Origin of the sequence: Mesorhizobium onobrychidis (genome assembly GCF_024707545.1) — a bacterium.
Taxonomy (GTDB): domain Bacteria; phylum Pseudomonadota; class Alphaproteobacteria; order Rhizobiales; family Rhizobiaceae; genus Mesorhizobium; species Mesorhizobium onobrychidis.
On sequence record NZ_CP062229.1, the window covers coordinates 4,327,983 to 4,351,134 of the forward strand.

The following is a 23,152-nucleotide window of genomic DNA, read 5'->3' on the forward strand; positions in this document are numbered from 1 at the left end:
TTCCGATGGTATTGGTGTGCATGACGACTGGCGTCATGGCGCGCTGGCGCTCGACACCATCGCGGCGATAGTCCTTGTAGCGGAAGGTGACTCCAGCCTCGTCGAAGGCGATCAGGCGGCGGTTCGAGATGGCGACCCGGTGAGTGTAGCGCGACAGGTAGGCGAGCACCGCTTGGGGTCCGGCGAAGGGCGGCTTGGCATAGACCACCCAGCGCTTGCTGCGAACAGGCTTCAGATGACGCAGGAAGGCCCGACGGTCGGCCAGGTGCGCCGCCGATCCGAAGAAGGCGAGCCGCGTGATCGGAGCATCGGTCGACAAGATAGCGATGGAAAGTTCCTTTCGTTGAAGGGAACTCCATGGTCAGATCAGGTGCATCACCACCCAAAGCCTAAAATGATCACGCGACCGCGCCGCTCGCACCCTCCCGCGAAGCGGGTTCGTGCATGGGCGCAAAGCTGCCGTTCAACAGACGCTGTGAGAAAGACCGGATTGGGCCAAAGCAGCCGTCGAGTGATATCCAAAACGCTCCAGGAATGGACGCCCGGCAAGGCGTTCAGACGTCGTGGTGTTGATCAGCACAAAATGATTTCTTGTCGTCACAGTCAATGCTGAGCGCTACAGCTGCACTCAGTTCCAACCGCTCATCTGGGAGAACTCCCTCTGGGCCACCTGTCTGCGCCTATCAATGTAGTCTGCCAAATCCTGCAAATGGACACCCTTGGCACATTTCTGACTTGTTTCTATTCGCATGAGCGGCAGGGCAATGTCGCCTGAACTGAGCTTGCGAAGAAATTTCGGGAGCGTCAGGTGCGAAAAGAAATCGCGACGGACCTCATCGAGCGGAATGATGGCCTTACCATTGTATTGTGCCATGAGCAGAAAAGCGGTGTTGAGTGACATTGATGGTTACGCTTTGAAAAATAGAATGAAATGAGTCACATATCATAGAGGCCGGCAATGTCAGTCGGTCCAATCTCAGTGTGGTTTAAAAACTGTGGATAAATGATTGAAAAATATATGAAATTCGCCGTTGCGCCGATGATGGATTGGACGGACCGGCATTGCCGGTTCCTCCATCGCCAGTTAACGCGCCGGGCATTGCTCTACACCGAGATGGTCGTGGCCGACGCGGTCATCCACGGCGCGCGCGAGCGCTTGCTCGGCTTCGATGGTACCGAACATCCGGTCGCGTTGCAGCTCGGCGGCTCCGATCCGCAGAAGCTTGCCGAGGCGGCCCGCATCGGCGAGGCCTTCGGCTATGATGAGATCAACCTCAATGTCGGCTGCCCGTCAGACCGCGTCCAGTCGGGTACGTTCGGCGCCTGCCTGATGAAAGCACCAGTTCTGGTCGCCGATTGCGTCGCGGCGATGAAGGCTTCTGTCAGCATTCCCGTCACCGTCAAATGCCGCATCGGCGTCGACGAGCAGGATCCTGAGCCGGCGCTCGATGCGCTGGCGGACGGGGTTTTCGCGGCCGGCGCCGACGCGCTGTGGGTGCATGCCCGCAAGGCGTGGCTGGAAGGGCTGAGCCCGAAGGAAAACCGCGACATCCCGCCGCTCGACTATGGTCGCGTGTATCGGCTGAAGGCCAAAAATCCAAACAAATTCATTGGTATCAACGGCGGCATTCAGTCCGTTGAAGAAGCGCTTCACCATCTTGATCATGTCGATGGTGCCATGCTTGGCCGCGCCGCCTATCACACGCCGGGCATTCTGGCAGGCGTCGACGCCGCGTTTTACGGCGGCAAACCCAACACGTTCGATTTTGCCGCGCTGATCGATGCGATGGCGGATTATGCGGCGCGCCATATCGAGCGAGGCGGGCGGCTTGGCCATGTCACCCGTCACATGGTCGGCTTGTTCCATGGCCTGCCCGGTGCGCGCCGCTACCGGCAGATCCTTTCGACCGATGCGACCACGCCCGGCGCCGGACCGGATGTGCTGAAGGCGGCTTTCGCTGCAATCGATTTCGGCGGGACGGACGCCGAAGCGGCCTGACTGTTCAATCGCGCAAGATCATGTGGTCGCCGCGCACGTCGAAACCGGACAGTGAGCCGATGAAATTCATGCCGAGCAGGCTCTGGCCGAGCATGCCGGGCGCGGCGATCATGACCGGCATGTCCTTGCGTACGATCCCGCCGATCGCCATTTCGTCGGTTCTCACGGCGGCGGCGCGCGCCATGCCATTGGCGGTGGAAACCGGTATGGTGAAATTGAGAATGGCTGGATTGAACCCGGCCGCTTGCGCGTCCTGCGCGGTTAGCACGGTGCTGGTGGCGCCGGTATCGACCACGGCCCGGACCGGCGTGCCGTTGACCATGATGCGCGCTTCGAAATGGCCATTGCCGGCCTTATCCAGGGTCACCGTGGCATGGCCGTCTTCGAGGCCCAATGCTAGCGGACTGCCGGGAACAAGGCCGGCAGTTACCCGGCTGGCGAAATCCTGCAATTCATAACGGTACTGGTAGCCGGCGATCAGTGCGAGCACGATGACGGTCCAGGTGCCGAGGTTGCGGGCCATCGTGCCCACGGGTCTGCCTGATCTGAGCAGGCCGGCGCCGATGAGTGCGACCAATGCGCCGAGCCAGATCAGCCGGCTGAAATCGTAATTCTCGACGCCGAATGTGCTGCCGGCGGAATCGTTGAGCATGAGCAGGACCACGCCAGCCCCGATCACGATCATCAAAACCCAGAAAAATCGGTTCATATATGGCTCACGAGAGGGCGTCGCGTTCACGCGCAAGGCGGGTGCGGCGCGTTTCCCGGCGCGGTCTGCGTTCAACCGTTTCCAGCCGGGCCGGCAGCTCGGCCATGACGCTGCGGCGGGTTTCAGGGGTCATGTCGATCCAGGCGCCGATTTCCTCGCGTGTGCGGCCGCAACCGAAGCAGAAGCCGGTTTTCATATCGATCGAACAGACCAGGATGCATGGGGATTCGATGGCCGTCATAATGTTCTCTTGTCTCGCCTCCACATGGTGTAACGGCAAGGCCAATGCAAGCCCTCCGGAATGCGCCGCCGGCAACCGCTTTCGCGTCAATGCAGGTAGTTGTGCCGGCTGAGCAAGGCGGCTATGCCGCTCACCAACTCTGGGAACGATCACCACCGACATGACCAGCGCGCTGCCCTTCGACGATTTTCGCAATCTTCTGGCGAGCCTGCCGCCGGCCGACACGGCGGCCGAAGCCCGCGTCCGTGCGCTGTTTGCCAAGGCCGACAAACCCAAAGGTTCGCTCGGCCGCATCGAGGACATCGCCGTGTGGCTCGCTGCCTGGAGCGGCCGTGCGCCGCCGGCGGTGAACCGGCCCCTGGTGGCGATCTTCGCCGGCAATCATGGCGTCGCTCGGCACGGCATTTCGCCACGGCCTGTCGCTGCCACGGCGAACGCCGTCGAGCTTTGCGCGGCCGGGGGTGCGGCGGTCAACCAGATCTGCATCGCCAATGATCTCGGGCTGAAAGTGTTTGATCTAGCGCTGCACATTCCGACCGCCGACATCACCGCGGACGCAGCACTTGACGAGCGCGGCTGCGCGGCCACCATGGCCTTCGGTATGGAGGCGATCGCCGGCGGCACCGATCTGCTTTGCCTTGGCGACCTCGGCGTTGGCAATTCCACCGTTGCAGCGACTTTGTTTGCCGTACTGTTTGGCGGCAAGGGCGCCGATTGGGTCGGATCCGGATCGGGCGCCGATGCATCGATGCGGGCGCGCAAGGCGGAAGTGGTCGATGCCGCGCTAGCCTTCCACGGCACAGGTCTCAGGGACCCGCTGGAAGCGTTGCGCCGGGTTGGCGGCCGTGAATTCGCGGCGATCGCCGGCGCCATCCTGGCCGCCCGGATGCAGAAGATTCCCGCCCTGCTCGATGGGCTAGTTGCGACTGCCGCCGCCGCGACGCTGCATGCTGTCAACCCCGCCGCGCTCGACCATTGCCTGCTTGCCAGTCTGTCGCCAGAGCCTGCGCATGCTCGGGCCGCCGAGCGGCTCGGCTTGCGTCCGCTGCTTGATATCGGCGTGAGCCACGGCGAGGGGGCAGGGGCGGCACTTGCCGCGGGCCTGGTCAAAGCCGCTGCGCTCACCAGCTCGGGCATGGCGGCGGCGGTTCGCTAAGCGTCTATCGCCGGCGCGCAGCAACGGCTTTGGTCGGCAGCGCCGGCAATTCCTCCATAACCCGGCTCAACGGGAAGATGGCGATCGCCTCGGTGCCTTCGCGCAGTTTGGAATGGAGTTCGAACTCGCCGCCATGCATGGCGAGTAGGCTTTGGACGATCGGCAGTCCAAGCCCGGTGCCTTGTTCGGCGCTCTTGATAGCGATGGAGCCCTGGCCGAAAGCGGACAGCACGACCGGAATCTCGTCTTCCGGTATGCCGGGCCCATTGTCCTTGACGGAGAGGTATTGGCCGCCGCCCGCCGTCCAGCCGACCCGCACGCGGATCTCGCCGCCAGTTCCGGTGAACTTGATGGCGTTCGACAAAAGATTGAGCGCGATCTGTCGCACCGCGCGTTCGTCGGCGAACAGGCGCGGCAAGGCGTTTTCGAAATCCTGGACGATCCGGATGTCCTTGTTGCGCGCCTTCAGCTCCATCATGTGACAGCAATCCTCGACGACGGACAGCAGCATCATCGGCTCTTCGTTGAGCTGGTAGCGGCCCGCTTCGATGCGCGACAGGTCGAGGATTTCGTTGATCAGGTCGAGCAGGTGCTGGCCAGAGTCATGGACGTCGCGAGCGTAGTCGCGATAGGTCGGATTGCTCATCGGTCCGAGCACCTCGTTCGCCATCACCTCGGAGAAACCGAGAATGGCGTTGAGCGGCGTCCGCAACTCGTGGCTCATCGAGGCCAAAAACCGCGACTTTGCCAGATTGGCGTCCTCCGCCCGCCGCCGCGCTTCGTCCGACATCGATTTCGCGGTGTCCAATTCGGCGATCAGCGCATCCTTTTCGGAGCGGAACGAGAGCAACATCAAGGACGAGCGATTGAGCTGGCGCGCCACATAGGCGAAGAAGGGCAGCGAGACGATCAGCAGCCCGGCCATGATCAGTTCGACCGGCATCCACTGCCTGGCGCCGGCATAGGCATAGGCCGCGACAGGAACGGCGAAGGTCGCCAGCAACGCACCGCGCAGCGATGACGCAGTGATCGCGGTCGCCGCCATGGCAAGCAGCAGCACCACCGCCTTGATCAACTGAAACTGGTCGACCTGGCAAGCATCGCAACCGAGCCAGGCGAACCAGGCCCAGCCCAGGCCGCAAAGGAAATGGCCTATCAGGAAATCACCGTGCGTTTGCAGCGGGTTGAGTTCGGCGGCTTCCGTTCGGTCGACGCGCCTCGCCATGAACACGACGATCGTGTAGCAGATGAGTGTAAAAAGGGCCCAGACGCCAATTTCCTTACCCACTCCAGCAAACAGACCCGTGGCGGCGGCCGCCAGGACGAGAAGCGGAACGATGATCGCGCCGCCCATCATCGCACGGGCGTGGAGTTTCAAAAGCTCGCGGTCGAAATCAGGATTTCCGGCCTGCTGCGAAAGACGGTCGCGCGTCTTGCGCACCGCACGCGCCACATCGCTGTTGCGATGGGGTTTCCTGCGGTCCACAATAAACTTGTCCGCTGTGGTCGAGCGTTGCAAGGGCATGGAGACTTCAATTTATGCGGGCAGCGGTTTCAAATTGTTAAGCTACGTTCGAATGATTAACCAACGGTTTGCCATATGAGCCGTTCGTGGTCGCGGCGACCGCGACAGCGATACGTCACGCCGCGGCCGCGAAGCCTTTGGCGCCGGCTGGTGGACTATGCACTGACGGTCATCGTCCTCGGTCTGCTGATCCTTCTGGCGGCGCGCCTTGACCGGATCGAGACGCGCAAGACGGAGGGTGCCGCCGTCGTCAATGACGGCGATACGATCACGCTCGGTATCGAGCGCATCCGTATGCGCGGCATTGACGCGCCCGAATATTCGCAGGTCTGCCGCAAGGGCGGCGCCGGCTATCCCTGCGGCAAGCTGGCGCGGCAGTCGCTGGTGCGTCTGATATCAGGCAAACCCGTCTCCTGCACCGGCTGGCAGCGCGATCGCTACGGCCGGCTGCTCGGCGACTGCAACGCCGGCGGCAAGGATCTCAACCGCGCCCAGGTCGAGGCCGGCTGGGCAGTTGCCTATGGCGATTTCGAAACCGAAGAAGCCGCTGCCCGCTCCGGCAAGGCCGGCATCTGGGCCGGCACTTTCGACGAGCCGCACGATTGGCGCGAGAGCCACGATCACGAAGTGACCGAAAGGAAGCACGGCACTTTGGCTTCGATTGGCGATGCCTTGCGAGAAATTTTTCGCTTCCGGTGATGGTCAACCCTATAGTTTGTTGCAACAGACCTGATCAGAGCGACGTGCGTCCATTAGGACGCACAAGGCATGCGCTGGGATTCTTGATTCGCATCATGCTTTCCGGAAATCGATTCCGGTTTTGGGCCGATCCGATAGGAGGAATGGAATGAAACTCTTCGACGGCGGCCGGGCGCCCAATCCACGGCGGGTTCGCGTCTTCCTTGCCGAAAAGGGGCTTGAGGTTCCTCTGGTGCCCGTCGACATGGGCGCGCTGGAGCACAGAAAGCAGCCGGTCAGTTCGCGCAACCCGCTGCAGCGCCTGCCGGTGCTCGAACTCGACGACGGCACCGTCATCACCGAATCCGTCGCCATCTGCCGCTATTTTGAGGAACTGCATCCGGAACCGGCTTTGTTCGGCCGCGGCGCGCTCGGCAAAGCGCTGGTCGAGATGTGGCAAAGACGCATGGAGCTCAACTTGCTCAGTTGCGTCACTGCCGCGTTCCGGCACATCCATCCGGCGATGAAGGATTGGGAGATTCCACAAATCCCCGAATGGGGCGAGGCCAACAAGCCGAAAGCCGTCGGATTCCTGAAACTCCTCGACGACGAGTTGGCGAACCGGGAATTCGTCGCCGGCGAAGCCTATTCGATCGCCGACATCACCGGGCTGATTGCCATCGACTTCATGAAGCCGGCGCGTATCAAGGTGCCGGAAGACTGTGCCAACGTGCTGCGCTGGCATCAGGCGATCTCCAGCCGGCCGAGCGCTGCCGCCTGAGAATGAGTTCCCGAGAATGAGCGAAGAGCTGGAAAACTTCGCGGCGAGGGTACGCGCCTGCCGTATCTGCGTCGAAAACCCGATCGGCCGCCCGTTGCCGCACGAGCCGCGCCCGGTGCTCAGGCCGTCGTCGAGCGCCCGCATCCTGATTGCCAGCCAGGCACCGGGCACCAAGGTGCATATGTCAGGCATGCCGTTCACCGACGCCTCCGGCGATCGGTTGCGGAACTGGCTGGGCGTCAGCAGCGAAGAATTCTACGACACGACAAAATTCGCCATCGTGCCGATGGGCTTTTGCTTTCCCGGCCAGGATGCCAAGGGCGGCGATCTGCCGCCGCGCCGCGAATGTGCACCAGCCTGGCGTGCGCCGCTGATGGCGCTGATGCCGCGCATCGACCTGGTGCTGACGATCGGCAGCTATGCACAATCCTGGCACATGGGCGCCGCGCGCCGGCCCTCGCTGACGGAAACCGTGAAGGATTGGAGCACCATCTGGGATGCGCCCAGCAACCCGAAAGTGCTGCCGCTACCGCATCCGTCGTGGCGCAACACCGGCTGGTTGAAGCGCAATCCGTGGTTTGAAATGGATTTGCTGCCGTTTCTGAGATCGGAAATCCGCTATCGCCTCGGCTGAAGCGTAAGCAAGAAATCACTCGCTTTTGCGCCATCTGGCAGAATTTCTTTCTTGTGAATGGCCTAAATAAGAAGGACTATAGCCAATCTATTCCTAGTCTATCCCCGTGGGAGCACCGAAATGGACCGCCTTGACAGAAAAATCCTCCGCCTCTTGCAGGAGGACGCGACGCTTGCGGTCGCCGATGTCGCCAAGAAAGTCGGACTGTCAACCACCCCCTGCTGGCGGCGCATCCAGAAGCTCGAGGAGGAAGGCGTGATCAAGCGGCGCGTCGCCATCCTCGATCATGAAAAGGTCAATGTGCGCGTCACTGTATTCGTGTCGATCCGCACGAATTCGCACAGCCATGAGTGGCTGCGGCGCTTTTCGGAGGTCATCCAGGAATTTCCGGAAGTGGTCGAGTTCTACCGCATGAGCGGTGACGTCGACTATCTCCTGCGCGTGGTAGTGCCCGATATCGCTGCTTACGACGCCTTCTACAAGCGGCTGATCGCCAAGATAGAGATCCGCGACGTCTCGTCGTCGTTTGCCATGGAGCAGATCAAGTACACCACCGAAATGCCGCTGGACTACATGGTTCTGGACAAGGAATCGGGCGCCCACGCCGCTTGAGGATTTTTTTGATTAGTTCTTCTTTTTGTTGAGAAAACGCCACGGCGAGTTTGCCGGCTGGGTGATGGTGTCCGGCACCACGTCGACATCCGCCACTGCCGCCTTGCGCACCGCGTAGCCCGATTGGATGACGCTGGCGCCGTCGAGGATGAAGAGCTGTGTCTTCTCCATGCCTGGCTCCAATGCGCCGGTCACGGAGACCGGCTGGTAGGCCTCCGACATCCTGTAGGGGTGCGCGGGCGTGACGAGGACGATCTGATTTGGCGGCGGCGTCGGCATGTGGCTGCACGCACCCGTCCAAGGTACCAGCAGGAACTGGTAGACGAGATCGCCGTCGCGATCGACCGGCAGCGCATACCCCGCCAATTGGACGGTCTTGTCTCGCAAATTGAGAGACAGCGTCTCGCCACGGTCAGGCATTTTTGCCGCGACCATCGGCAATCCGACACTTTCGGCAGCGGGCTGGGTCGCCGGGCGCAGGTCCTTCCAGAATATGCGCGCGGTTTCGGCGGAAGCGGTGGCAATGGAAAGGCCCAGTGTCACAGCTAAGGCCGCGCCTGATTTGAGACGATTGTTCATTGGCTTCATTCTTCGCCAGTCCGTGGCTGGATCGGGTAAGCCCGTCGTGATCTCTGAAGTACCGGTAGCGGAGTGATCCACTTGTTATCGCAGAATACAACATCGAGTGCCATGACCGTGGGACCAAACCGTCGTTGGGCCTTCCAGCCACACTGAAGGGCGGAGCGGCGCCGGCGCGGGGAGTTCGATCCGAAGAAATGCAGGGAAATCGCCGAAAGCGTCTTGCCCGTTCGCCTCAGCGACGCAGAATAAGCCGACCAAGCGACGCCAGAAGACAGACCCCATCTTCGAATATCGCCAAAGTCTGGAGAAGTTCAATGCCGGCCAGCCATGATCTCAACGGGCTGATGAAATTCCTCAGCCGTGACGAATGGCGCGAACGTTTCGCGGAAGTGTTCGACGATCATTTCGGCCCGATCCTCGCCGACGGGGACATGGAATTCGAAGAACTCGCCGAAGTCCTCGGTGCCGACAGAGCAATGACCCTTTGGGGCTGCGCCTTCGAGGATTTCCTGACCCAGGATTTCGAGGGCGAACCCAGCAACATCGTCGATGAGTATCTCAAGCGCAGAGGCTGGAAGGAAAATGCGCAAACGAGAGCCTATATGGGCGCGCTGCGTTCCTCCGTCATGAGCTTGTATGAGGTAAGCGACGTCGTTCCGGGACAATCGCTTATGGCGCGCGATCTTCTCCGCGGTGGCGAACCGATCGCCGTCAAAGAGGGCACCGCCACCAAGACGTTGAAGCAGTGGGACAAGATCGCGGCCAGGATCGTGCCTGTCCTCGGGAAGAATATCCTTGCCGGCAGTCTTCTTCACTTCACCCGAGAGGCCACCGAATCCTTGTTTGATGGCCTGTTGGGCGTGTGCGGCAAAAGGAACGCAAGAAAGCTGCCTGCCATCAAGGATGAAGACCTGCGGGCGGTGGCGTCCATGTTCACGCTCGCATGGGTGTTCGACGCCCTTGGTAAGGCGATGGACATGCAGATGCTCCAAAATGCCGAAGGCGACGTATTCATGTTTCATGATGTCCGCTTTCCCTTGGCCGCCGGCGTGACGCAGAAGGACATCGCCGCCCGGCTGAACGGCATAGCGGGCATGTCGCAGGAAAATGCACAGTTCTGGAACTGGCTGGAATACATGCCGCAAGGCGAGGACAGACCTAAAGAGGCGGGCACGCTTTCCCTGGACACCGTGATGGACAACGGTTTGCGCGTGTTGGGCAATGTCGAGTTGAAAGGCGGTTTCCTGTGTCTATCCGCCAATTCCGCCGAGCGGGCGGAAAAAGGGACGGCCCTGATCCGGCGAGCCTTCGGCGATCTGGTCCGAACACCTCTCACGGAAATCCGTACCATACAGCAGATGATGGCCGAACGGCCAGCCAAGGATGGCAAGACGCCCTCATCGGAGATGCCGCCGGAACTCGCTGAACAGGTCATTCACGAATACCTGGATCAACACTATAGGGAAACCCTCGATCAGCCAGTCCGGATGCTTGGGGGTAAGACACCGCGTCAGGCCGTCAAGAGCCAAACCGGCCGGCAAAAGGTCGCCGAGTGGCTCAAATATTTGGAAAACCAGACCGCGAGGCAGCCTGACCGCGCCAATCCCACGGCCGCTTACAGTTTTGAGTGGATGTGGACGGAACTTGGTGTTCACGACCTACGCCGGTAGCGTCTGGCATCCTCAACGCTCCAAGCGCATCACATGCCAGCGAGAGCCCGCCATCTCGCGAAAATCCCATGAAATTGTGGCTCGGCGATGCCTGGTTGACCAGATAGGCCCTTGATCGTCCTGGCGCATTTGGCCAAGGCGTGGTCTATGGCCGCGTCGAGCAGGGCGGCCGCCACGCAAGGCCCTCCGCACGCAGAGATCCCGTCAGCCTTTCCTGGCGAGCCGCTCGAGCGTTTTGGCGTCGGAAAGTTCCCTTGCAGCGTCCTTGCCGATCCAGCGCGCCGTCTTGTCGGTCGAGACGGCCAGCTTTTGTGCCAGGGCAAGGGCAGCGCCGTGCAAATTCAGCGATCGCTTGCCGATCGAACGAAGCGCCCAGTTCACCGCTTTCTTCACAAAATTACGGCCGTCGGTGGCATGCGCTTCGATGATCGAGAGGAAGTCGAGGAAGGTCGCCTCTGGCTCCTTCTTCCGGTGGACCACCGACCAGGCCATCATGGCAAAGGCTGTCCGTCGAACGAATTCCCGTTCGTCGGCTGCGAATTCGGCGATCAGTTCCCTCCAGGAATCCGTATCGACAAAGAGATCGGAGACGCCGTCGACGATATCCCATGAGTCGAAAGTCGCCGCCCATCGTCTTGCATCCGCGGCAGAGAACCGCTTCGGATCGGCCGTGACGGAAGCGATGAACTGCGCTTCCATGATACCTGTCTGCCATAGCTCGAAGGCCCGCTCATGGTTGCGCGTGATTTTCCTGGCAATCTGCCGTTGCACGCCATGCGAGATGCCGAGCGCACGTTCGATCTTGATGCCGTAACGCAACATGCCGACGCGGTTCTCCTCCGAGCCGATCGAGCGCAGATGGTCGATAATTTCCTCGGCGCTGGATTGAGGGGACAGCTCGGCCAAGACGAAACCTACTTTTCCAATCGCGCCAGCAAAGAGGACGTATCCCAGCGTTTGCCGCCCATCCCCTGCACATCCTTGTAGAATTGGTCGACAAGTGCCGTCACCGGCAGCTTGGCGCCGTTGCGGTCGGCCTCCGCCAGGCAGATGCCGAGATCCTTGCGCATCCAGTCGACGGCGAAGCCGAAATCATATTTGCCGGCATTCATCGTCTTGTGGCGGTTCTCCATCTGCCATGAGCCGGCCGCGCCCTTGGAGATCACCTCGATGACTTTTTCGATGTCGAGCCCGGCCTTCTTGCCGAAATGGATGCCCTCGGCCAGCCCTTGGACAAGACCGGCGATGCAGATCTGGTTGATCATCTTGGTGAGCTGGCCGGAGCCGGCCGGACCCATCAGCCCGACCATGCGGGCATAGGCATCGATGACGGGCTTTGCTTTGTCGAAGGCTTTCTGTTCGCCGCCGACCATGACGGTCAGCACGCCGTTTTCGGCGCCGGCCTGACCGCCGGAGACCGGTGCGTCGAGGAACGAGAAACCGCGCACTTGCGCCTTCTCAGCCAGTTCGCGCGCAACTTCAGCCGAGGCCGTGGTGTTGTCGATGAAGATGGCTCCCTTCTTCATCGACTGGAACGCACCCTCGGCTCCAATCGTCACCGCGCGCAGGTCGTCATCATTGCCAACACAGGAAAAGACAAAGTCCTTGCCGTCAGCCGCTTCAGCCGGCGTGTTGGCGACACTCCCGCCATGCTGGGCAACCCATTGCTCGGCCTTTGCCTTGGTGCGGTTATAGACGGTGACGTAGTGGCCGCCCTTGTTCCTGAGATGTCCGGCCATTGGATAGCCCATGACGCCAAGACCGAGAAATGCCACCGATGCCATGTTTTCGAATCCCTTCAAGCCTGTTTTCCGGCCTTCTTAGCGGATCAGGCAAAGCTATGGGAGTCAGCGGTGCAGATGTATGGTAATGCGCCGTTCTATCCACTCGACCGCGTGGCGGAGTATCTCGACAATGATCAGATAGATGATCGCCGCCCAGATATAGGACTGGAAGTCGAAAGTGCGCGAATAGGTGAGCTTCGTAATGCCCATCAGATCATAGACGGTGATGAGGGCCACGATGGCGGAGCCTTTGATCATCAGGATGATCTCGTTGCCATAGGGACGCAGCGCCACGATCAGCGCCTGTGGCAGGATGACCTTGCGCAGTGTTTGCAGTTTGTGCAGGCCAAGCGAGGCAGCGCCTTCCCACTGACCTCTGGGGACGCTCTCGATAGCGCCGCGCAGGATCTCAGCCTGATAGGCTGCTGTATTGAGGGTGAACGAGAAAATGGCGCAGTACCAGGCTTCACGAAAAAAGCCCCACAGGCCGACAGCTTCAAGTGCCGGTCGAAACGAACCCACTCCATAGTAGATAAGAAAGACTTGTGTCAAAAGCGGAGTGCCGCGAAAGAAATAGACATAAGCGTAGGCAACGCTGGACAGGATCCGGTTCCTGGACATCCGCGCGTAGGCGACAGGAACTGAAAGGACGGCTCCCAACACGATCGACACAGCGACAAGCGTGAGCGTCACGCCAAGGCCAGAGATGTAGCCCGGGGCGTATTTTTGGAAGAGTTCGGAATTCCAAGCCTCGACCAAGTATACAATCATGCCGATGCCGAGCACGATCCAGAGACCGACCAACGCATATCCCAATACACGTTGCCGGGACCAGCCGCGCGGGATTGCTGGCGGTTTTTCGACCTTGGTCGCCACGTCGGCCGCTGCCGCACTCATCGTTGCACCTGTTGTCGGCCAACCCTGCGTTCAATGGCATTGATGCCGAAGGACGAGATGACGGCGAGGAGCAGATAGATAAGAGCAGCGACCCCAAAAAACAGGAATGCATGCTTGGTGACGCGGGCGGCGACGCCCGCTTGCCGCAATATGTCGGCAAGACCGATGGCGGATACCAGCGCTGTATCCTTGAGGAGGATGAGCCACAGATTGGCAAGACCCGGCAGGGCAATACGGATAAGCTGCGGCAGCACCACCAGTCGCATCGTCTGCCAGCCCGACAGGCCAACCGAATAGCCGCCCTCATACTGTCCCTTCGGAATGGCGCGGAACGCGGAGAGGAAGACCTCGCTGGCATAGGACGAGAAGACGACGCCGAGCGCGATCATGCCGGAAACAAATGCGTTCACTTCGACCGCAGCGGTCGGGTCATACAGACGCATCAATTGCTGGATGCCGATTTGCGCGCCGTAAAAGATCATGAACAGGGTCAGCAGCTCGGGCAATCCACGAAAGATCGTGGTGTAAATATTGCCGGCCAGCCGCAGCGACGGCTCGTTGGATTGCTTGGCCAGTGCGACCAGGAAGCCGATCACCAGACCGACAGGCAGGGTCGCGGCTGCAAGCGAAACGGTGATGAAAACACCATAGGCGATGTCGTCGAGCCAGCCTTCGGGTCCCCAACTGAGCAGCGTCCAAACGCTTTGCATCCGCCTGCCTGTTCTCCTCTATGGCTTTTTGAGAGCGCGGCGTCGCGCCTCGCGCGCCGCTCCTTGCGCAAACGGCGGGGATGTCCCGCCGTTCGCTGTCAACCCGGAAGGATTAGGACTCGCCGCCGTAGACGTCGTACTTGAAGTACTTGTCGTTGATTTCCTTGTACTTTCCGTTGGCGCGGATGGCGTCGATCGCCTTATTGAATTGATTGACCAGTTCGGTCTCGCCCTTGCGTACCGCGATGCCGGCGCCCGGACCATGGATCTCGATGTCGGGCGTGATCGAACCGATCAGCTTGCAGCAGGCGCCGTCCGGCGTGGCAAGCCAGCCTTCGAGAACAGTGATATCGTCATTGACCGCATCAACGCGGCCATTGGCGAGATCGAGCTGATATTCCTGGGCGGTCGGGTACGGCTTGATTGTACTGTCGGTATAAGCCTTGGTTGAATAATTGAAGTGGGTGGTGGACGCCTGCACGCCGATCGTCTTGCCGGCGAGATCTTCCTTGGTCACGCCCTTGATGTCGCTGTCCTTGGGCGCGGCGATCGCCGGCGGCGTGTTGTAGTATTTGTTGGTGAAGTCGACCTTCTCGGCACGCTCCGGCGTGATCGACATCGAGGCGACGATGGCGTCGAACTTGCCGGCCTGAAGCGCCGGGATAATGCCGTCCCAATCCTGCGCGACGAAAGTGCATTTCACCTTCATCTCGCCGCAAAGCGCCTTGGCGATATCGATATCGAAGCCCACGAGCTGGCCATCAGCGGTCAGGTTGTTGAACGGCGGATAGGCTCCCTCCGTGCCGATCCTCAAAGTTTTCTCCTGAGCCTGGGCAACACCCAATGTCAGCAGCGCGGCCGATGCGGCGAGCGCAATACGCAGTGCAGTACGCATGATGGTCCTCTCTGTATGTTCCCGGCCGTCGTTCCAAACGGCTCTGTGGGCGGTTCTTTTGACCGCCCGCTGGCGCGATACTCCCATTCTTTCCCAAGAAAAAGCAACTGTAAAACCGTTGCTTGCGGGTTTCGCATTCCCAGACAATGCTGACGTTGCGGCAGGCATACCAACGAGGAAATAGGGGGCGGCCGATGCTCCTTCGGCAGTACCCTCAGCGCGTCAAACCTGTCGCGCGCTCGATGAAGTCGGCTATCGATTTCGTGTCGTCGAGATCGAAGACAGGCAGGCTTTCGTCCGCTATGGCGAAGTCGGCGGCGATGGCGACGATATGCGGATCATTTGCCGAAAGCGGTGCCAGGTCCTTAGCCTCCAGACGCCGCGTCTCGATCTTGCTGTGCGCCTCGCGCTTGTAACCTTCGACCAGCACGATGTCGGAGGTGCCGAGCCGCGACAGGATCGCGTCCAGCGTCGGCTCGTCCTCGTCGCGCAATTCGTGCATCAGGGCCCAGCGCCTGTCCGACACGATGGCGACTTCCGTGGCTCCGGCCTGTCGGTGGCGAAAGCTGTCCGCTCCCGGCTTGTCGATGTCGAAATCATGATGGGCGTGTTTCACCGTCGAGACTTTCCAACCACGCCGAACGAGTTCGGCGACCAGCTTTTCGGTTAGTGTCGTCTTGCCGGAATTCTTCCAACCGGTGATACCGAAGACGCGTCTCATCATGGCTCCATGGTCTGCAACAGACGTTCGGCCCGAACAAGGTCGTCTGAAGTATTGATGTTGAAGAAGGGGTCGTGCAGATGGCCTCCCGAGGTCAACATCGGGAATTCCACATCGAAAAAGTCATGCCGGTCGATAAAAGCGGAAACCCGCCTGATATCCTCATCGACCAGAAAACGCCGCAGAGCCTGGTGGAGCCCCAGCGGCCAGAGCGCGAATGTCGGATGCCGTTTGCCGCCGGAACAGGCGACGGCGATCGCGCCGGGACGTTCGTCGACCGCCGCGGCCAGCCGTTCAACCAGATTTTCGGGCAGGAACGGTGTATCGCCCGCAGCCGTGACAAGGGCCTCGCAAGTCGTATTCGCGGCAGCCCATTCGAGGCCGGTCAGGATCCCGGCGAGCGGTCCGGCATGACCTTTCACCGTATCGGCAAACACCGGAAGCCCGACCCCGGCAAACCGTGCCGGGTCGCCATTGGCGCTGAGCACCAGCGGACCGACCTGCGGAGCAAAGCGCGCAACGACATGGTCCAGCAGGCTGCCGCCGCCAAGCGCAAGCAGGCCCTTGTCGCCGCCGCCCATTCGCCGCGACTGGCCACCGGCCAGAATGACGCCGGCAATCTCTTTAGTCATCGTCTATCGTCCATGCGGTCACTCGCCGCGAACGGCAGGCCTATATGCCGTCCGGCGCCATATCAGGTCCAGCGCTTTCGGCGGCTGTCTTTCGCCGGCCGACGATCCGTTCGCGGTAAAGTGCGTAGAGGCCGGAGCCGACGATGACGATGGCGCCGAGGATCATCGGCAGGTCGGGGACGTCGCCGAAGATGAACAGGCCAAGCAGGATCGACCAGAGCAGGGCTGTGTAGCGGAACGGCGCGATGAACGAGATGTCGCCCACCCGCATCGCCATGATGATGAACTGGTAACCGATGACCACGAGCACTGCCGCCAATGCCAGGAACGCCGTGCTTTCACCCGTCATCGGTGTCCACCCGCCCATTGGCAAAAGCAGCGCCGCGCCGAGCATTGTCATGGCGAGTGCCGTGGTGGTCGACACCAGCAATGTCGGAATGGCTTGCGGTATCCGCTTGGTGGCCAGGTCACGCACCGCACAACAGGCGACACAGGCCAGCGCCAGCAGCGAATAGATGCTGAACCCCTCGAAGCCTGGTCGCACGATGATCAGCACGCCGGCAAAACCGATGGCGATGGCCAGCCAGCGCCGCCAGCCGACGCCTTCGTTGAACACAAGTGCTGCGCCCATCGTCACGGCCAGCGGCAGCGCCTGCAGCACGGCCGAGACATTGGCAATCGGCAGATGGGCAAGGGCGATGAGAAACGACACGGTAGCACCGGCTTCGCCGGCGACGCGCACCGCAACCATCGGTTGCAGCATCGAGCCGGGCAGGGCAAGCGCACCGCGTTGCCAGGCAAGCAGGCCCACGAAAAGCGAAGCGAAGGCACCGCGGATCAGCATGACCTGCGCCATGTTCATGGATTCCGACGAGACTTTGGTGATCGCGTCGTTGAGGGTGAAACCAATCATGGCCACCACCATGAACAGCGCGCCGCGAAGATTTGGGGAAAGAAGCAAAGGCGATACCGGTTGTGCTTTTGCATCAAGCCTGTAGCAGCCGGTCATAAGACAGCAACGTTAAAGGGCTGGGCCACAGCCTTTCGCGTGGCCCGTTGCATCCTTCTCGCAAGAGCGGCAGGATTTATTTCGGCGTTGTGACCGAGAAGATCAGCCGCCGGTGACACTCATGTGCCGCGACACCGAGGGACGGTTGGTACGGCGGTCGATGATGAAATCATGGCCCTTGGGCTTGCGGCCAATGGCTTCATCGATGGCGTCGGCGACCAGTTCATTGCCTTCGGATGCACGCAACGGCGCGCGCAGATCGGCGGCATCCTCCTGGCCGAGGCACATATAGAGCGTGCCGGTGCAGGTCAGCCGGACGCGGTTGCAGCTCTCGCAGAAATTATGCGTCATCGGCGTGATGAAGCCGAGCCTGCCACCAGTCTCGGCGACGTGGACGTAGCGGGCCGGACCACCGGTCTTGTAGGGGATATCGGTCAGCGTGAACTGCCGCTCAAGTGCTGCGCGCAGCAGCGACAGCGGCAGATACTGGTCGGTGCGGTCGGCGTCGATCTCGCCCATCGGCATGGTTTCGATGACCGTCAACTCCATGCCGCGGCCGTGCGCCCAGCGCAGCATCTCCGGCAGCTCGGCGTCATTGAAATCCTTCAGCGCCACCGCATTGAGCTTTACCTTCAGCCCCGCTGCCTGCGCGGCGTCGATGCCGTCCATGACCTTGTCGAGATTGCCCCAGCGGGTAATCTGGCGGAATTTTTCCGGGTCCAGCGTGTCGAGCGAGACGTTGATGCGCTTGACCCCGCAATCGGCGAGATCAGCGGCAAAGCGCGAAAGCTGCGAGCCGTTGGTGGTCAGCGTCAGTTCTTCCAGAGCGCCGCTCTCGAGATGACGCGAAATCTGACGCACCAGATGCATGATGTTCTTGCGCACCAGCGGCTCGCCGCCGGTAAGACGCAGTTTCCTGACGCCCTTTTCGATGAAAACCGTGCATAGTCGGTCGAGCTCTTCCAGCGACAGCAGATCCTTCTTGGGAAGGAACGCCATGTCCTCGGCCATGCAATAGGTACAGCGGAAGTCGCAGCGGTCGGTGACCGACACGCGCAGATAGCTGATCGTGCGACCAAAAGGATCGATCATGTCCATGCTGGTGCGTTTCCCGTGGCTGCGAACGGCTTCGTTATATATGGCTATGTGATACGATCCAACCTGCGATTCAAGATAAGAAGTTTCGATCCTAGGCAACATCGCGCCGCCGACAGATCGTGTCGGAAGTTTCGAAGCGGCCTTTTCCCGCTGCGCGAAGCGGCGTAGGGAAAGGACAGATGATGCGGAACTTATCACTATGACGGCGCCGAAGGAACTCAGGGTCTCGAAGGACCGCAGGCTGCTTACCGTGACATTCCCGGACCATCAGCCATTCGAACTGCCGGCGGAGCTGCTGCGGGTGGCCTCGCCATCGGCCGAAGTGCAGGGACATTCGCCCGAACAGCGCGTGACCGTTCCCGGCAAGCGCAACGTTGCGATCCTGAAGATCGAGCCGGTCGGCAACTATGCCGTACGCATCACCTTCGACGATTTTCACGATACCGGCATCTTCACCTGGAATTACCTGCATACGCTGGGTCATGAGAAGGACGCACGCTGGGCCGCCTATCTCGCCGAGCTGGAAGAGAAGGGGCTAAGCCGCGATCGTTGAATGGTTTCCGCGGGACGCTCGGTCAACGCAGGATCGCCAGTATTTCGCTGGTGTCGTAATAAAACGGCGTGCCTTCGATCAGCCGGTCATCCTTGAAGCGCAAGACTTCGGCAAACGGCTGTTTGATGGTTGCACCATTGGCCCGCGATGTCAGCGAAAGTGTGCAGCTCATGAATACCATGTCATCGTTTTGGGCAGCTTGAAGGCTCTCTACGGTCACGTCGCTCCAGATTTCCCGCATCTTGCGGAAAAGGGCGCCAACGCCGTCGAGGCCATTCCAGTCACCGGCATAGGGCAGGGACTGCGGCTCATGCACGACAACTTCCGCGTGAAATGCGCTGGCAAGCATATCGAGGCTCTCCGACCCTGATTGCAGGAAGCGCATTTCAGCCTCGAACATATTTTCAAGAAGTTCCATGGCGACGCGTCGTCCTTGAGGTTTATCCATTTTCGGTTCTCCGTGTTCGGCAGCACGATCAGTATCGTCCTATCAACGCGGCTTGCCCTTAATATTGGTGGTTCGACACCCGTTTCCAGACGGCCGAACTGACGTGCAGCAGGTGTCGTCAAAACGTCACGGATTTGGAGTAGCGCCGGCAAAGGTTCGGAGACGAAAACATGTCCGTCATCACCACGGTCGAACAGCTCGAAGCACTCTATGGCCTGCCCGGCGAGACCTCGTTGGTCAAGGAACTCGACCATGTGATCCCCGAATACGCCGCCTTCATCGAGGCCTCGCCTTTTGCCGCGCTCGCGACCAGCGGGCCGGAAGGGCTGGATTGCTCGCCGCGCGGCGATCTCGCCGGCTTCGTCCGCATCCACGATCCGAAAACCCTGATGATGCCGGACCGGCGCGGCAACAACCGTGCCGATTCGCTAAAAAACATCATTCGCGATCCGCGCGTCGGCCTGTTGTTCCTGGTCCCAGGCTCCGGCACGACGCTACGCGTCAACGGCCGCGCCCACATCACCACGGACGCCGCGCTCTGTGCCTCGTTCGGCGTCGACGGCCGACCGGCGCGTTCGGTCACGGTCATCGATGTCGATTCGGTCTATTTCCAGTGCGCTCGCGCCGTCCATCGGTCGGAACTGTGGAACCCGGCGAGGCATGTCGACCCGAAGTCGCTGCCGACACCTGGAAAAATCCTGGAAATCACCAGCCGGAAAGGCGTTGACGGCGAGGCATACGACAAGGAATGGCCGGAGCGCGCGAAAAAGTCGATGTGGTGAGCGGATCGCTCCACGAGCTCCATCCTTTGTTTGAGCATCGGATTTTCCCAAAACCGGTTTCCACTTTGGGTCCGATGCTCCAGTCACGCTTCCTTGAGCACGTCGGCAATCTTGCGCATCTGCTCGCCGATCATGTCGCATTGCTCCGGCGTCGACTGGCTCATCGCTTTCTCGATCAGCGCCATATGGACCTTCAGCGCCTGCATCAGCAGTTCCGTGCCGGCTTCGGTCAAGATCAGTCGCAGCACCCGCTTGTCTTTCTGATCGCCTTCGCGGCGCAGCAGGCCGCGTGTCTCGAGTTGCGGCAAAAGCATGGTGATGTTGGAGCGGCCGACCAGCAGTCGGCGGGCGAGATCGTGCTGCGACATGCCGGGATGGCGGTACAGGTTCATCAGCACGTCGAGTTGCGCCGGCTTCAAGTCCAGCGGCGCGAGCTTCACCGCCAGCGTGCGCTCCAGCACATGGCAGGCGCGCGCCACCGCGACCCAGTTGCGAAAACGCGGGTTGTCCCAGGGTAGCTCTTGTTTAATGTTCATGTTTGAACTATTATGTTCATGCTTGAACGAATGGATGGATCGCCACTATGGCATCATTTGGATTGAAGGTCATCCGGAGCGTGTTTGCTGCCGCCGAACACGTGGCTCCTCGCCTTACAGGGCGCGCGGCGTTCGAACTGTTCTGCCGCACGCCGAACGCCAACGTTCTCAGCGACGGCGAGCGACGCGCCGTCGACCGCGCCGCCGGCTTCATGGCCGAGGCGCGCCATCATCGGCTGAAGACCAAAAACGGGTGCGTCATGGTGCATGAATTCAGGCCAGAGCCGGGCAGGCGGGCCGCCGGCACGGTGCTCGTCATCCATGGCTGGCGTTCGCGCACCGAATATATGCGCACGCTGATCGAAGCCTATCGTGACGCCGGTTATAAGGTTGTCTCGCTCGACCTGCCGGGCCACGGCCAATCGCAGGGCCGCCGGCTCACACTGGTCAGCGCTGTCGAAGCCGCACGGCTGACCGGCGAATGGTTCGGCCCGTTCGTGGCGGTCGTCGGCCATTCCTTCGGCGGTGCCGTCGCCGCCAATGCCGTCGTCGGTTCGGTCAAGAACATTCCGCCACTGGCGGCCGAGCGGCTGGTGCTGATCGCGGCGCCGAGCTCCCTGCCGGCGATCTTCAATGATTTCAGCCGCATGCTCAGTGTCGGCCCACGCTCGCAGGCCGCAATGGCCGACCGCGTCGAACGCATCGCCGGCCGACCGCTGCACGAATTCACCGGCGACCGCCAGCTTGCCAGCACGCCGGTGCCAACGCTGGTCATCCATGCGCCAGACGACCGCGAAGTGTCCGCCGACCATGCAAGGCTCTATGCCGGCGCCGGCGACCATGTGCGGCTTTACTGGGCCGATGGGCTCGGCCATCGCCGCATTCTCGCCGATAGGGGCGTGGTCGAGCGTGCGATCGGTTTCGTCGCCGAACACCGGGAACCGTCGCTGCTGCATTGACCTGAATATCTTGTTTTTGTCCCGGGCCAACCGGGAGTCCAGCCGCCATAACGGTCGGGGTTGTCATGCCGCGTCCGTGCCGGCCATCACCTTCCACGCCGCCATGGCCCCGGCCACCGTCGCCAGAAGGGCGGTGCGCGATGCGCCGTCGCGCGCCTGGATCGACATGCCGTGCTGGACGGTCGCATAGAAGGTCGCAGCCGTGCGGCAGTCGAAATTTTCCGGCAATTCGCCTTCCGCCACGCCGCGTTTCAGCCGTCTCAGCAAGGCTGCGCGGTTTTCGGCGCGACGGCGGCGCAGGTCGTCGCAGATGGCGCCGCGGCTTGAGTCCTGATGCAGCGCGCCGAGTGCGATCAGACAGCCTTGCGGACGATCGGTTTGCGAATAGGCCTTGGCCGTCTGGCGCAGGAAGCGCTCGACCGCCTGGCGCGCCGTCGGCGACTTTTCCAGTGCGGACCAGATATCGGTGCCTTCGACCTGCGTGTAGAGCTCGACCGCTTCGAGGAAGAGCGCTTCCTTGCTGCCGAACGCGGCGTAGAGGCTGGGCGAGTTGATGCCCATCGCCGCGGTCAGCTCGCTCATCGATGCGCCCTCGTAGCCCTTGGCCCAAAACACCTCCATTGCGCGCCGCAAGGCAGCGGTTCGATCGAAGGTGCGGGGACGGCCTCGTTCGGGCATGGCATCCTTTCTGTGTTGATTGATACATAAATCTGTTGACGCACCCGGGCAAGGCTGGCAGACATTTATGTATCAATCATTACAAAAAAGGAGAAACGAATGTCATCGCAAGGCTTGAACGGCAAGGCTGCGCTCGTCACCGGCGGCAGCCGCGGCATCGGCGCAGCGATTGCGCGAAGGCTCGCGGCCGACGGCGCCAGCGTCGCGCTCACTTACGTGAATGGCGAGGAGCAGGCCCGCGCTGTCGTCGGGGAAATCGAGGCAGCCGGCGGTCGCGCCATTGCCATCAAAGCCGACAATCGCGATGCTGCCGCGATCCAGGAGGCGGTCAGCGAGGCCGTGAAGACCTTCGGGCGACTGGACATCCTCGTCAACAGCGCCGGTATCTGGCGCGCCGCGCCGATCGATGAATTGCCGCTCGCCGACTTCGATGAAACCATGGAGGTCAATGTCAGAGCCCCGTTCGTGGCCTCGAAGGCGGCAGCCGTGCATATGGGCGAGGGTGGCAGGATCATCTCGATCGGCAGCAATCTGGCGGAGCGTGTCACCGACACCAGCCTCAGCGCCTACTCGGCCAGCAAGGCGGCATTGGTCGGCTTGACCAAGGCATTGGCGCGCGACCTCGGTTCGCGCGGCATCACCGCCAACGTCGTTCATCCTGGCTCGACCGATACCGATATGAACCCGGCCAGTGGCCCGCACGCCGAGCACCAGCGACAGAAGATGGCGACGCCTGTCACAAAGCGCCCTTCGGGACCTGCCAGCCAGGCGACCATGCCGGCGATCTCTTCAGCCTTGCCGAAGCGGGGCGCCGCACTGACTATCGACGGCGGCGCCAACGCCTGACCCGTGCACTATTTTCG

28 protein-coding genes and 1 pseudogene are annotated in these 23,152 nt (G+C 61.3%); 11 read left to right on the forward strand and 18 right to left on the reverse strand.

The window, feature by feature from the left end; all coding sequences use genetic code 11:
* Nucleotides 1-49 precede the first annotated feature (49 nt).
* Nucleotides 50-295 (reverse strand): annotated as a pseudogene (locus tag IHQ72_RS21450) (transposase); the annotation flags it as partial.
* A gap of 333 nt (nucleotides 296-628) precedes the next feature.
* On the reverse strand, nucleotides 629-901 hold the full coding sequence (locus IHQ72_RS21455) for a pyocin activator PrtN family protein (protein WP_258117077.1): 273 nt from the start codon (nucleotides 899-901) through the stop codon (nucleotides 629-631).
* A 117-nt stretch (nucleotides 902-1,018) separates the two neighbouring features.
* On the opposite strand from IHQ72_RS21455, the gene dusA reads away from it, so the two are divergent.
* The gene (dusA, locus tag IHQ72_RS21460) at nucleotides 1,019-1,999 is read left to right on the forward strand and encodes a tRNA dihydrouridine(20/20a) synthase DusA (RefSeq protein WP_258117078.1); all 981 of its coding nucleotides are present in this window, start codon (nucleotides 1,019-1,021) and stop codon (nucleotides 1,997-1,999) included.
* A gap of 4 nt (nucleotides 2,000-2,003) precedes the next feature.
* Here the strand turns inward: dusA and IHQ72_RS21465 are convergent, their stop codons facing one another.
* Together IHQ72_RS21465 and IHQ72_RS21470 are read right to left on the reverse strand one after the other, a co-directional pair.
* Nucleotides 2,004-2,708, reverse strand: a complete 705-nt coding sequence (locus tag IHQ72_RS21465) for a TIGR02281 family clan AA aspartic protease (RefSeq protein WP_258117079.1) — start codon at nucleotides 2,706-2,708, stop codon at nucleotides 2,004-2,006.
* Between the two features lie 7 nt (nucleotides 2,709-2,715).
* Nucleotides 2,716-2,949 (reverse strand): DUF1289 domain-containing protein, encoded by a 234-nt coding sequence (locus IHQ72_RS21470; protein WP_258117080.1) that lies wholly within the window; start codon nucleotides 2,947-2,949, stop codon nucleotides 2,716-2,718.
* A 160-nt stretch (nucleotides 2,950-3,109) separates the two neighbouring features.
* On the opposite strand from IHQ72_RS21470, the gene IHQ72_RS21475 reads away from it, so the two are divergent.
* Nucleotides 3,110-4,105: a nicotinate-nucleotide--dimethylbenzimidazole phosphoribosyltransferase gene (locus IHQ72_RS21475; RefSeq protein WP_258117081.1), complete on the forward strand. Its 996-nt coding sequence runs from the start codon at nucleotides 3,110-3,112 to the stop codon at nucleotides 4,103-4,105.
* A gap of 4 nt (nucleotides 4,106-4,109) precedes the next feature.
* Here IHQ72_RS21475 and IHQ72_RS21480 read toward each other — a convergent pair whose 3' ends face one another.
* Nucleotides 4,110-5,630, reverse strand: coding sequence for a sensor histidine kinase (locus IHQ72_RS21480; RefSeq protein WP_258117083.1), 1,521 nt, complete (start codon nucleotides 5,628-5,630; stop codon nucleotides 4,110-4,112).
* Nucleotides 5,631-5,705: 75 nt separating this feature from the next.
* Here IHQ72_RS21480 and IHQ72_RS21485 point away from each other — a divergent pair, with 75 nt between their 5' ends.
* The 4 genes from IHQ72_RS21485 to IHQ72_RS21500 all read left to right on the forward strand — a co-directional run bounded on the left by IHQ72_RS21485 (nucleotide 5,706) and on the right by IHQ72_RS21500 (nucleotide 8,335).
* A complete protein-coding gene (locus IHQ72_RS21485; RefSeq protein WP_258117085.1) occupies nucleotides 5,706-6,329 on the forward strand; it encodes a thermonuclease family protein in 624 nt (207 codons plus the stop codon).
* A 148-nt stretch (nucleotides 6,330-6,477) separates the two neighbouring features.
* Nucleotides 6,478-7,089, forward strand: coding sequence for a glutathione S-transferase (locus tag IHQ72_RS21490; protein ID WP_258117086.1), 612 nt, complete (start codon nucleotides 6,478-6,480; stop codon nucleotides 7,087-7,089).
* 16 nt (nucleotides 7,090-7,105) lie between these two features.
* Nucleotides 7,106-7,723 (forward strand): uracil-DNA glycosylase family protein, encoded by a 618-nt coding sequence (locus IHQ72_RS21495; RefSeq protein ID WP_258117087.1) that lies wholly within the window; start codon nucleotides 7,106-7,108, stop codon nucleotides 7,721-7,723.
* 120 nt (nucleotides 7,724-7,843) lie between these two features.
* Complete coding sequence (locus IHQ72_RS21500; protein ID WP_258117089.1) at nucleotides 7,844-8,335, forward strand: Lrp/AsnC family transcriptional regulator; 492 nt, start codon at nucleotides 7,844-7,846, stop codon at nucleotides 8,333-8,335.
* 12 nt (nucleotides 8,336-8,347) lie between these two features.
* On the opposite strand, the gene IHQ72_RS21505 is transcribed toward IHQ72_RS21500, so the two are convergent.
* Nucleotides 8,348-8,914 (reverse strand): DUF3299 domain-containing protein, encoded by a 567-nt coding sequence (locus IHQ72_RS21505; protein ID WP_258117091.1) that lies wholly within the window; start codon nucleotides 8,912-8,914, stop codon nucleotides 8,348-8,350.
* A gap of 317 nt (nucleotides 8,915-9,231) precedes the next feature.
* On the opposite strand from IHQ72_RS21505, the gene IHQ72_RS21510 reads away from it, so the two are divergent.
* Nucleotides 9,232-10,587, forward strand: coding sequence for a DUF7986 domain-containing protein (locus tag IHQ72_RS21510; RefSeq protein WP_258117093.1), 1,356 nt, complete (start codon nucleotides 9,232-9,234; stop codon nucleotides 10,585-10,587).
* Nucleotides 10,588-10,791: 204 nt separating this feature from the next.
* Here IHQ72_RS21510 and IHQ72_RS21515 read toward each other — a convergent pair whose 3' ends face one another.
* The 9 genes from IHQ72_RS21515 to moaA all read right to left on the reverse strand — a co-directional run bounded on the left by IHQ72_RS21515 (nucleotide 10,792) and on the right by moaA (nucleotide 18,333).
* On the reverse strand, nucleotides 10,792-11,493 hold the full coding sequence (locus IHQ72_RS21515; protein ID WP_258117094.1) for a DNA alkylation repair protein: 702 nt from the start codon (nucleotides 11,491-11,493) through the stop codon (nucleotides 10,792-10,794).
* 8 nt (nucleotides 11,494-11,501) lie between these two features.
* Nucleotides 11,502-12,371 (reverse strand): NAD(P)-dependent oxidoreductase, encoded by an 870-nt coding sequence (locus IHQ72_RS21520; RefSeq protein WP_258123901.1) that lies wholly within the window; start codon nucleotides 12,369-12,371, stop codon nucleotides 11,502-11,504.
* A gap of 63 nt (nucleotides 12,372-12,434) precedes the next feature.
* On the reverse strand, nucleotides 12,435-13,268 hold the full coding sequence (locus IHQ72_RS21525; protein WP_258117096.1) for an ABC transporter permease: 834 nt from the start codon (nucleotides 13,266-13,268) through the stop codon (nucleotides 12,435-12,437).
* On the reverse strand, nucleotides 13,265-13,978 hold the full coding sequence (locus IHQ72_RS21530; RefSeq protein ID WP_258117098.1) for an ABC transporter permease: 714 nt from the start codon (nucleotides 13,976-13,978) through the stop codon (nucleotides 13,265-13,267). Before IHQ72_RS21530 ends, IHQ72_RS21525 begins: the two co-directional genes overlap by 4 nt.
* 112 nt (nucleotides 13,979-14,090) lie before the next feature.
* Nucleotides 14,091-14,873, reverse strand: coding sequence for an ABC transporter substrate-binding protein (locus IHQ72_RS21535; RefSeq protein ID WP_258117100.1), 783 nt, complete (start codon nucleotides 14,871-14,873; stop codon nucleotides 14,091-14,093).
* A gap of 214 nt (nucleotides 14,874-15,087) precedes the next feature.
* A complete protein-coding gene (mobB, locus tag IHQ72_RS21540; protein WP_258117101.1) occupies nucleotides 15,088-15,597 on the reverse strand; it encodes a molybdopterin-guanine dinucleotide biosynthesis protein B in 510 nt (169 codons plus the stop codon).
* Nucleotides 15,594-16,226, reverse strand: coding sequence for a molybdenum cofactor guanylyltransferase MobA (gene mobA, locus IHQ72_RS21545; RefSeq protein WP_258117102.1), 633 nt, complete (start codon nucleotides 16,224-16,226; stop codon nucleotides 15,594-15,596). The genes mobB and mobA overlap by 4 nt, the downstream gene beginning before the upstream one ends.
* A 40-nt stretch (nucleotides 16,227-16,266) precedes the next feature.
* Nucleotides 16,267-17,187: a DMT family transporter gene (locus IHQ72_RS21550; RefSeq protein ID WP_192359874.1), complete on the reverse strand. Its 921-nt coding sequence runs from the start codon at nucleotides 17,185-17,187 to the stop codon at nucleotides 16,267-16,269.
* Between the two features lie 150 nt (nucleotides 17,188-17,337).
* Nucleotides 17,338-18,333: a GTP 3',8-cyclase MoaA gene (moaA, locus tag IHQ72_RS21555; protein WP_258117103.1), complete on the reverse strand. Its 996-nt coding sequence runs from the start codon at nucleotides 18,331-18,333 to the stop codon at nucleotides 17,338-17,340.
* Between the two features lie 199 nt (nucleotides 18,334-18,532).
* Between moaA and IHQ72_RS21560 the strand changes: the two genes are divergently transcribed.
* Nucleotides 18,533-18,886: a gamma-butyrobetaine hydroxylase family protein gene (locus IHQ72_RS21560; RefSeq protein WP_095492986.1), complete on the forward strand. Its 354-nt coding sequence runs from the start codon at nucleotides 18,533-18,535 to the stop codon at nucleotides 18,884-18,886.
* Nucleotides 18,887-18,908: 22 nt separating this feature from the next.
* Here the strand turns inward: IHQ72_RS21560 and IHQ72_RS21565 are convergent, their stop codons facing one another.
* Nucleotides 18,909-19,334: a nuclear transport factor 2 family protein gene (locus IHQ72_RS21565; protein ID WP_258117104.1), complete on the reverse strand. Its 426-nt coding sequence runs from the start codon at nucleotides 19,332-19,334 to the stop codon at nucleotides 18,909-18,911.
* 170 nt (nucleotides 19,335-19,504) lie between these two features.
* On the opposite strand from IHQ72_RS21565, the gene IHQ72_RS21570 reads away from it, so the two are divergent.
* Nucleotides 19,505-20,116 carry a pyridoxamine 5'-phosphate oxidase family protein gene (locus IHQ72_RS21570; RefSeq protein WP_258117106.1) on the forward strand — a complete coding sequence of 204 codons (612 nt, stop codon included), beginning with the start codon at nucleotides 19,505-19,507 and terminating at the stop codon, nucleotides 20,114-20,116.
* A gap of 83 nt (nucleotides 20,117-20,199) precedes the next feature.
* On the opposite strand, the gene IHQ72_RS21575 is transcribed toward IHQ72_RS21570, so the two are convergent.
* The gene (locus tag IHQ72_RS21575) at nucleotides 20,200-20,652 is read right to left on the reverse strand and encodes a MarR family winged helix-turn-helix transcriptional regulator (protein ID WP_258117107.1); all 453 of its coding nucleotides are present in this window, start codon (nucleotides 20,650-20,652) and stop codon (nucleotides 20,200-20,202) included.
* A 47-nt stretch (nucleotides 20,653-20,699) separates the two neighbouring features.
* On the opposite strand from IHQ72_RS21575, the gene IHQ72_RS21580 reads away from it, so the two are divergent.
* Nucleotides 20,700-21,611 (forward strand): alpha/beta hydrolase, encoded by a 912-nt coding sequence (locus tag IHQ72_RS21580; RefSeq protein WP_258117108.1) that lies wholly within the window; start codon nucleotides 20,700-20,702, stop codon nucleotides 21,609-21,611.
* A 63-nt stretch (nucleotides 21,612-21,674) separates the two neighbouring features.
* Here the strand turns inward: IHQ72_RS21580 and IHQ72_RS21585 are convergent, their stop codons facing one another.
* Entirely contained in the window at nucleotides 21,675-22,289 is a 615-nt protein-coding gene (locus tag IHQ72_RS21585) for a TetR/AcrR family transcriptional regulator (protein ID WP_258117109.1), read from the reverse strand.
* A 99-nt stretch (nucleotides 22,290-22,388) separates the two neighbouring features.
* Between IHQ72_RS21585 and IHQ72_RS21590 the strand changes: the two genes are divergently transcribed.
* Nucleotides 22,389-23,135 carry an SDR family NAD(P)-dependent oxidoreductase gene (locus IHQ72_RS21590; RefSeq protein WP_258117110.1) on the forward strand — a complete coding sequence of 249 codons (747 nt, stop codon included), beginning with the start codon at nucleotides 22,389-22,391 and terminating at the stop codon, nucleotides 23,133-23,135.
* Nucleotides 23,136-23,152 lie beyond the last annotated feature (17 nt).

Excerpts from the sequence above, each read along its gene's own strand:
- IHQ72_RS21485 (WP_258117085.1), top strand. The coding sequence starts at position 5,706 with ATGAGCCGTTCGTGGTCGCGGCGACCGCGACAGCGATACGTCACGCCG.
- IHQ72_RS21465 (WP_258117079.1), bottom strand. The coding sequence starts at position 2,708 with ATGAACCGATTTTTCTGGGTTTTGATGATCGTGATCGGGGCTGGCGTG.
- moaA (WP_258117103.1), bottom strand. The coding sequence starts at position 18,333 with ATGGACATGATCGATCCTTTTGGTCGCACGATCAGCTATCTGCGCGTG.
- IHQ72_RS21510 (WP_258117093.1), top strand. The coding sequence starts at position 9,232 with ATGCCGGCCAGCCATGATCTCAACGGGCTGATGAAATTCCTCAGCCGT.
- IHQ72_RS21480 (WP_258117083.1), bottom strand. The coding sequence starts at position 5,630 with ATGCCCTTGCAACGCTCGACCACAGCGGACAAGTTTATTGTGGACCGC.
- IHQ72_RS21560 (WP_095492986.1), top strand. The coding sequence starts at position 18,533 with ATGACGGCGCCGAAGGAACTCAGGGTCTCGAAGGACCGCAGGCTGCTT.
- IHQ72_RS21530 (WP_258117098.1), bottom strand. The coding sequence starts at position 13,978 with ATGCAAAGCGTTTGGACGCTGCTCAGTTGGGGACCCGAAGGCTGGCTC.
- IHQ72_RS21575 (WP_258117107.1), bottom strand. The coding sequence starts at position 20,652 with ATGAACATTAAACAAGAGCTACCCTGGGACAACCCGCGTTTTCGCAAC.
- IHQ72_RS21570 (WP_258117106.1), top strand. The coding sequence starts at position 19,505 with ATGTCCGTCATCACCACGGTCGAACAGCTCGAAGCACTCTATGGCCTG.
- dusA (WP_258117078.1), top strand. The coding sequence starts at position 1,019 with ATGAAATTCGCCGTTGCGCCGATGATGGATTGGACGGACCGGCATTGC.
- IHQ72_RS21590 (WP_258117110.1), top strand. The coding sequence starts at position 22,389 with ATGTCATCGCAAGGCTTGAACGGCAAGGCTGCGCTCGTCACCGGCGGC.
- IHQ72_RS21565 (WP_258117104.1), bottom strand. The coding sequence starts at position 19,334 with ATGGATAAACCTCAAGGACGACGCGTCGCCATGGAACTTCTTGAAAAT.
- IHQ72_RS21520 (WP_258123901.1), bottom strand. The coding sequence starts at position 12,371 with ATGGCATCGGTGGCATTTCTCGGTCTTGGCGTCATGGGCTATCCAATG.
- IHQ72_RS21490 (WP_258117086.1), top strand. The coding sequence starts at position 6,478 with ATGAAACTCTTCGACGGCGGCCGGGCGCCCAATCCACGGCGGGTTCGC.
- IHQ72_RS21580 (WP_258117108.1), top strand. The coding sequence starts at position 20,700 with ATGGCATCATTTGGATTGAAGGTCATCCGGAGCGTGTTTGCTGCCGCC.
- IHQ72_RS21535 (WP_258117100.1), bottom strand. The coding sequence starts at position 14,873 with ATGCGTACTGCACTGCGTATTGCGCTCGCCGCATCGGCCGCGCTGCTG.
- IHQ72_RS21525 (WP_258117096.1), bottom strand. The coding sequence starts at position 13,268 with ATGAGTGCGGCAGCGGCCGACGTGGCGACCAAGGTCGAAAAACCGCCA.
- IHQ72_RS21475 (WP_258117081.1), top strand. The coding sequence starts at position 3,110 with ATGACCAGCGCGCTGCCCTTCGACGATTTTCGCAATCTTCTGGCGAGC.
- IHQ72_RS21470 (WP_258117080.1), bottom strand. The coding sequence starts at position 2,949 with ATGACGGCCATCGAATCCCCATGCATCCTGGTCTGTTCGATCGATATG.
- IHQ72_RS21495 (WP_258117087.1), top strand. The coding sequence starts at position 7,106 with ATGAGCGAAGAGCTGGAAAACTTCGCGGCGAGGGTACGCGCCTGCCGT.
- IHQ72_RS21585 (WP_258117109.1), bottom strand. The coding sequence starts at position 22,289 with ATGCCCGAACGAGGCCGTCCCCGCACCTTCGATCGAACCGCTGCCTTG.
- mobA (WP_258117102.1), bottom strand. The coding sequence starts at position 16,226 with ATGACTAAAGAGATTGCCGGCGTCATTCTGGCCGGTGGCCAGTCGCGG.
- IHQ72_RS21505 (WP_258117091.1), bottom strand. The coding sequence starts at position 8,914 with ATGAACAATCGTCTCAAATCAGGCGCGGCCTTAGCTGTGACACTGGGC.
- IHQ72_RS21455 (WP_258117077.1), bottom strand. The coding sequence starts at position 901 with ATGTCACTCAACACCGCTTTTCTGCTCATGGCACAATACAATGGTAAG.
- IHQ72_RS21500 (WP_258117089.1), top strand. The coding sequence starts at position 7,844 with ATGGACCGCCTTGACAGAAAAATCCTCCGCCTCTTGCAGGAGGACGCG.
- mobB (WP_258117101.1), bottom strand. The coding sequence starts at position 15,597 with ATGATGAGACGCGTCTTCGGTATCACCGGTTGGAAGAATTCCGGCAAG.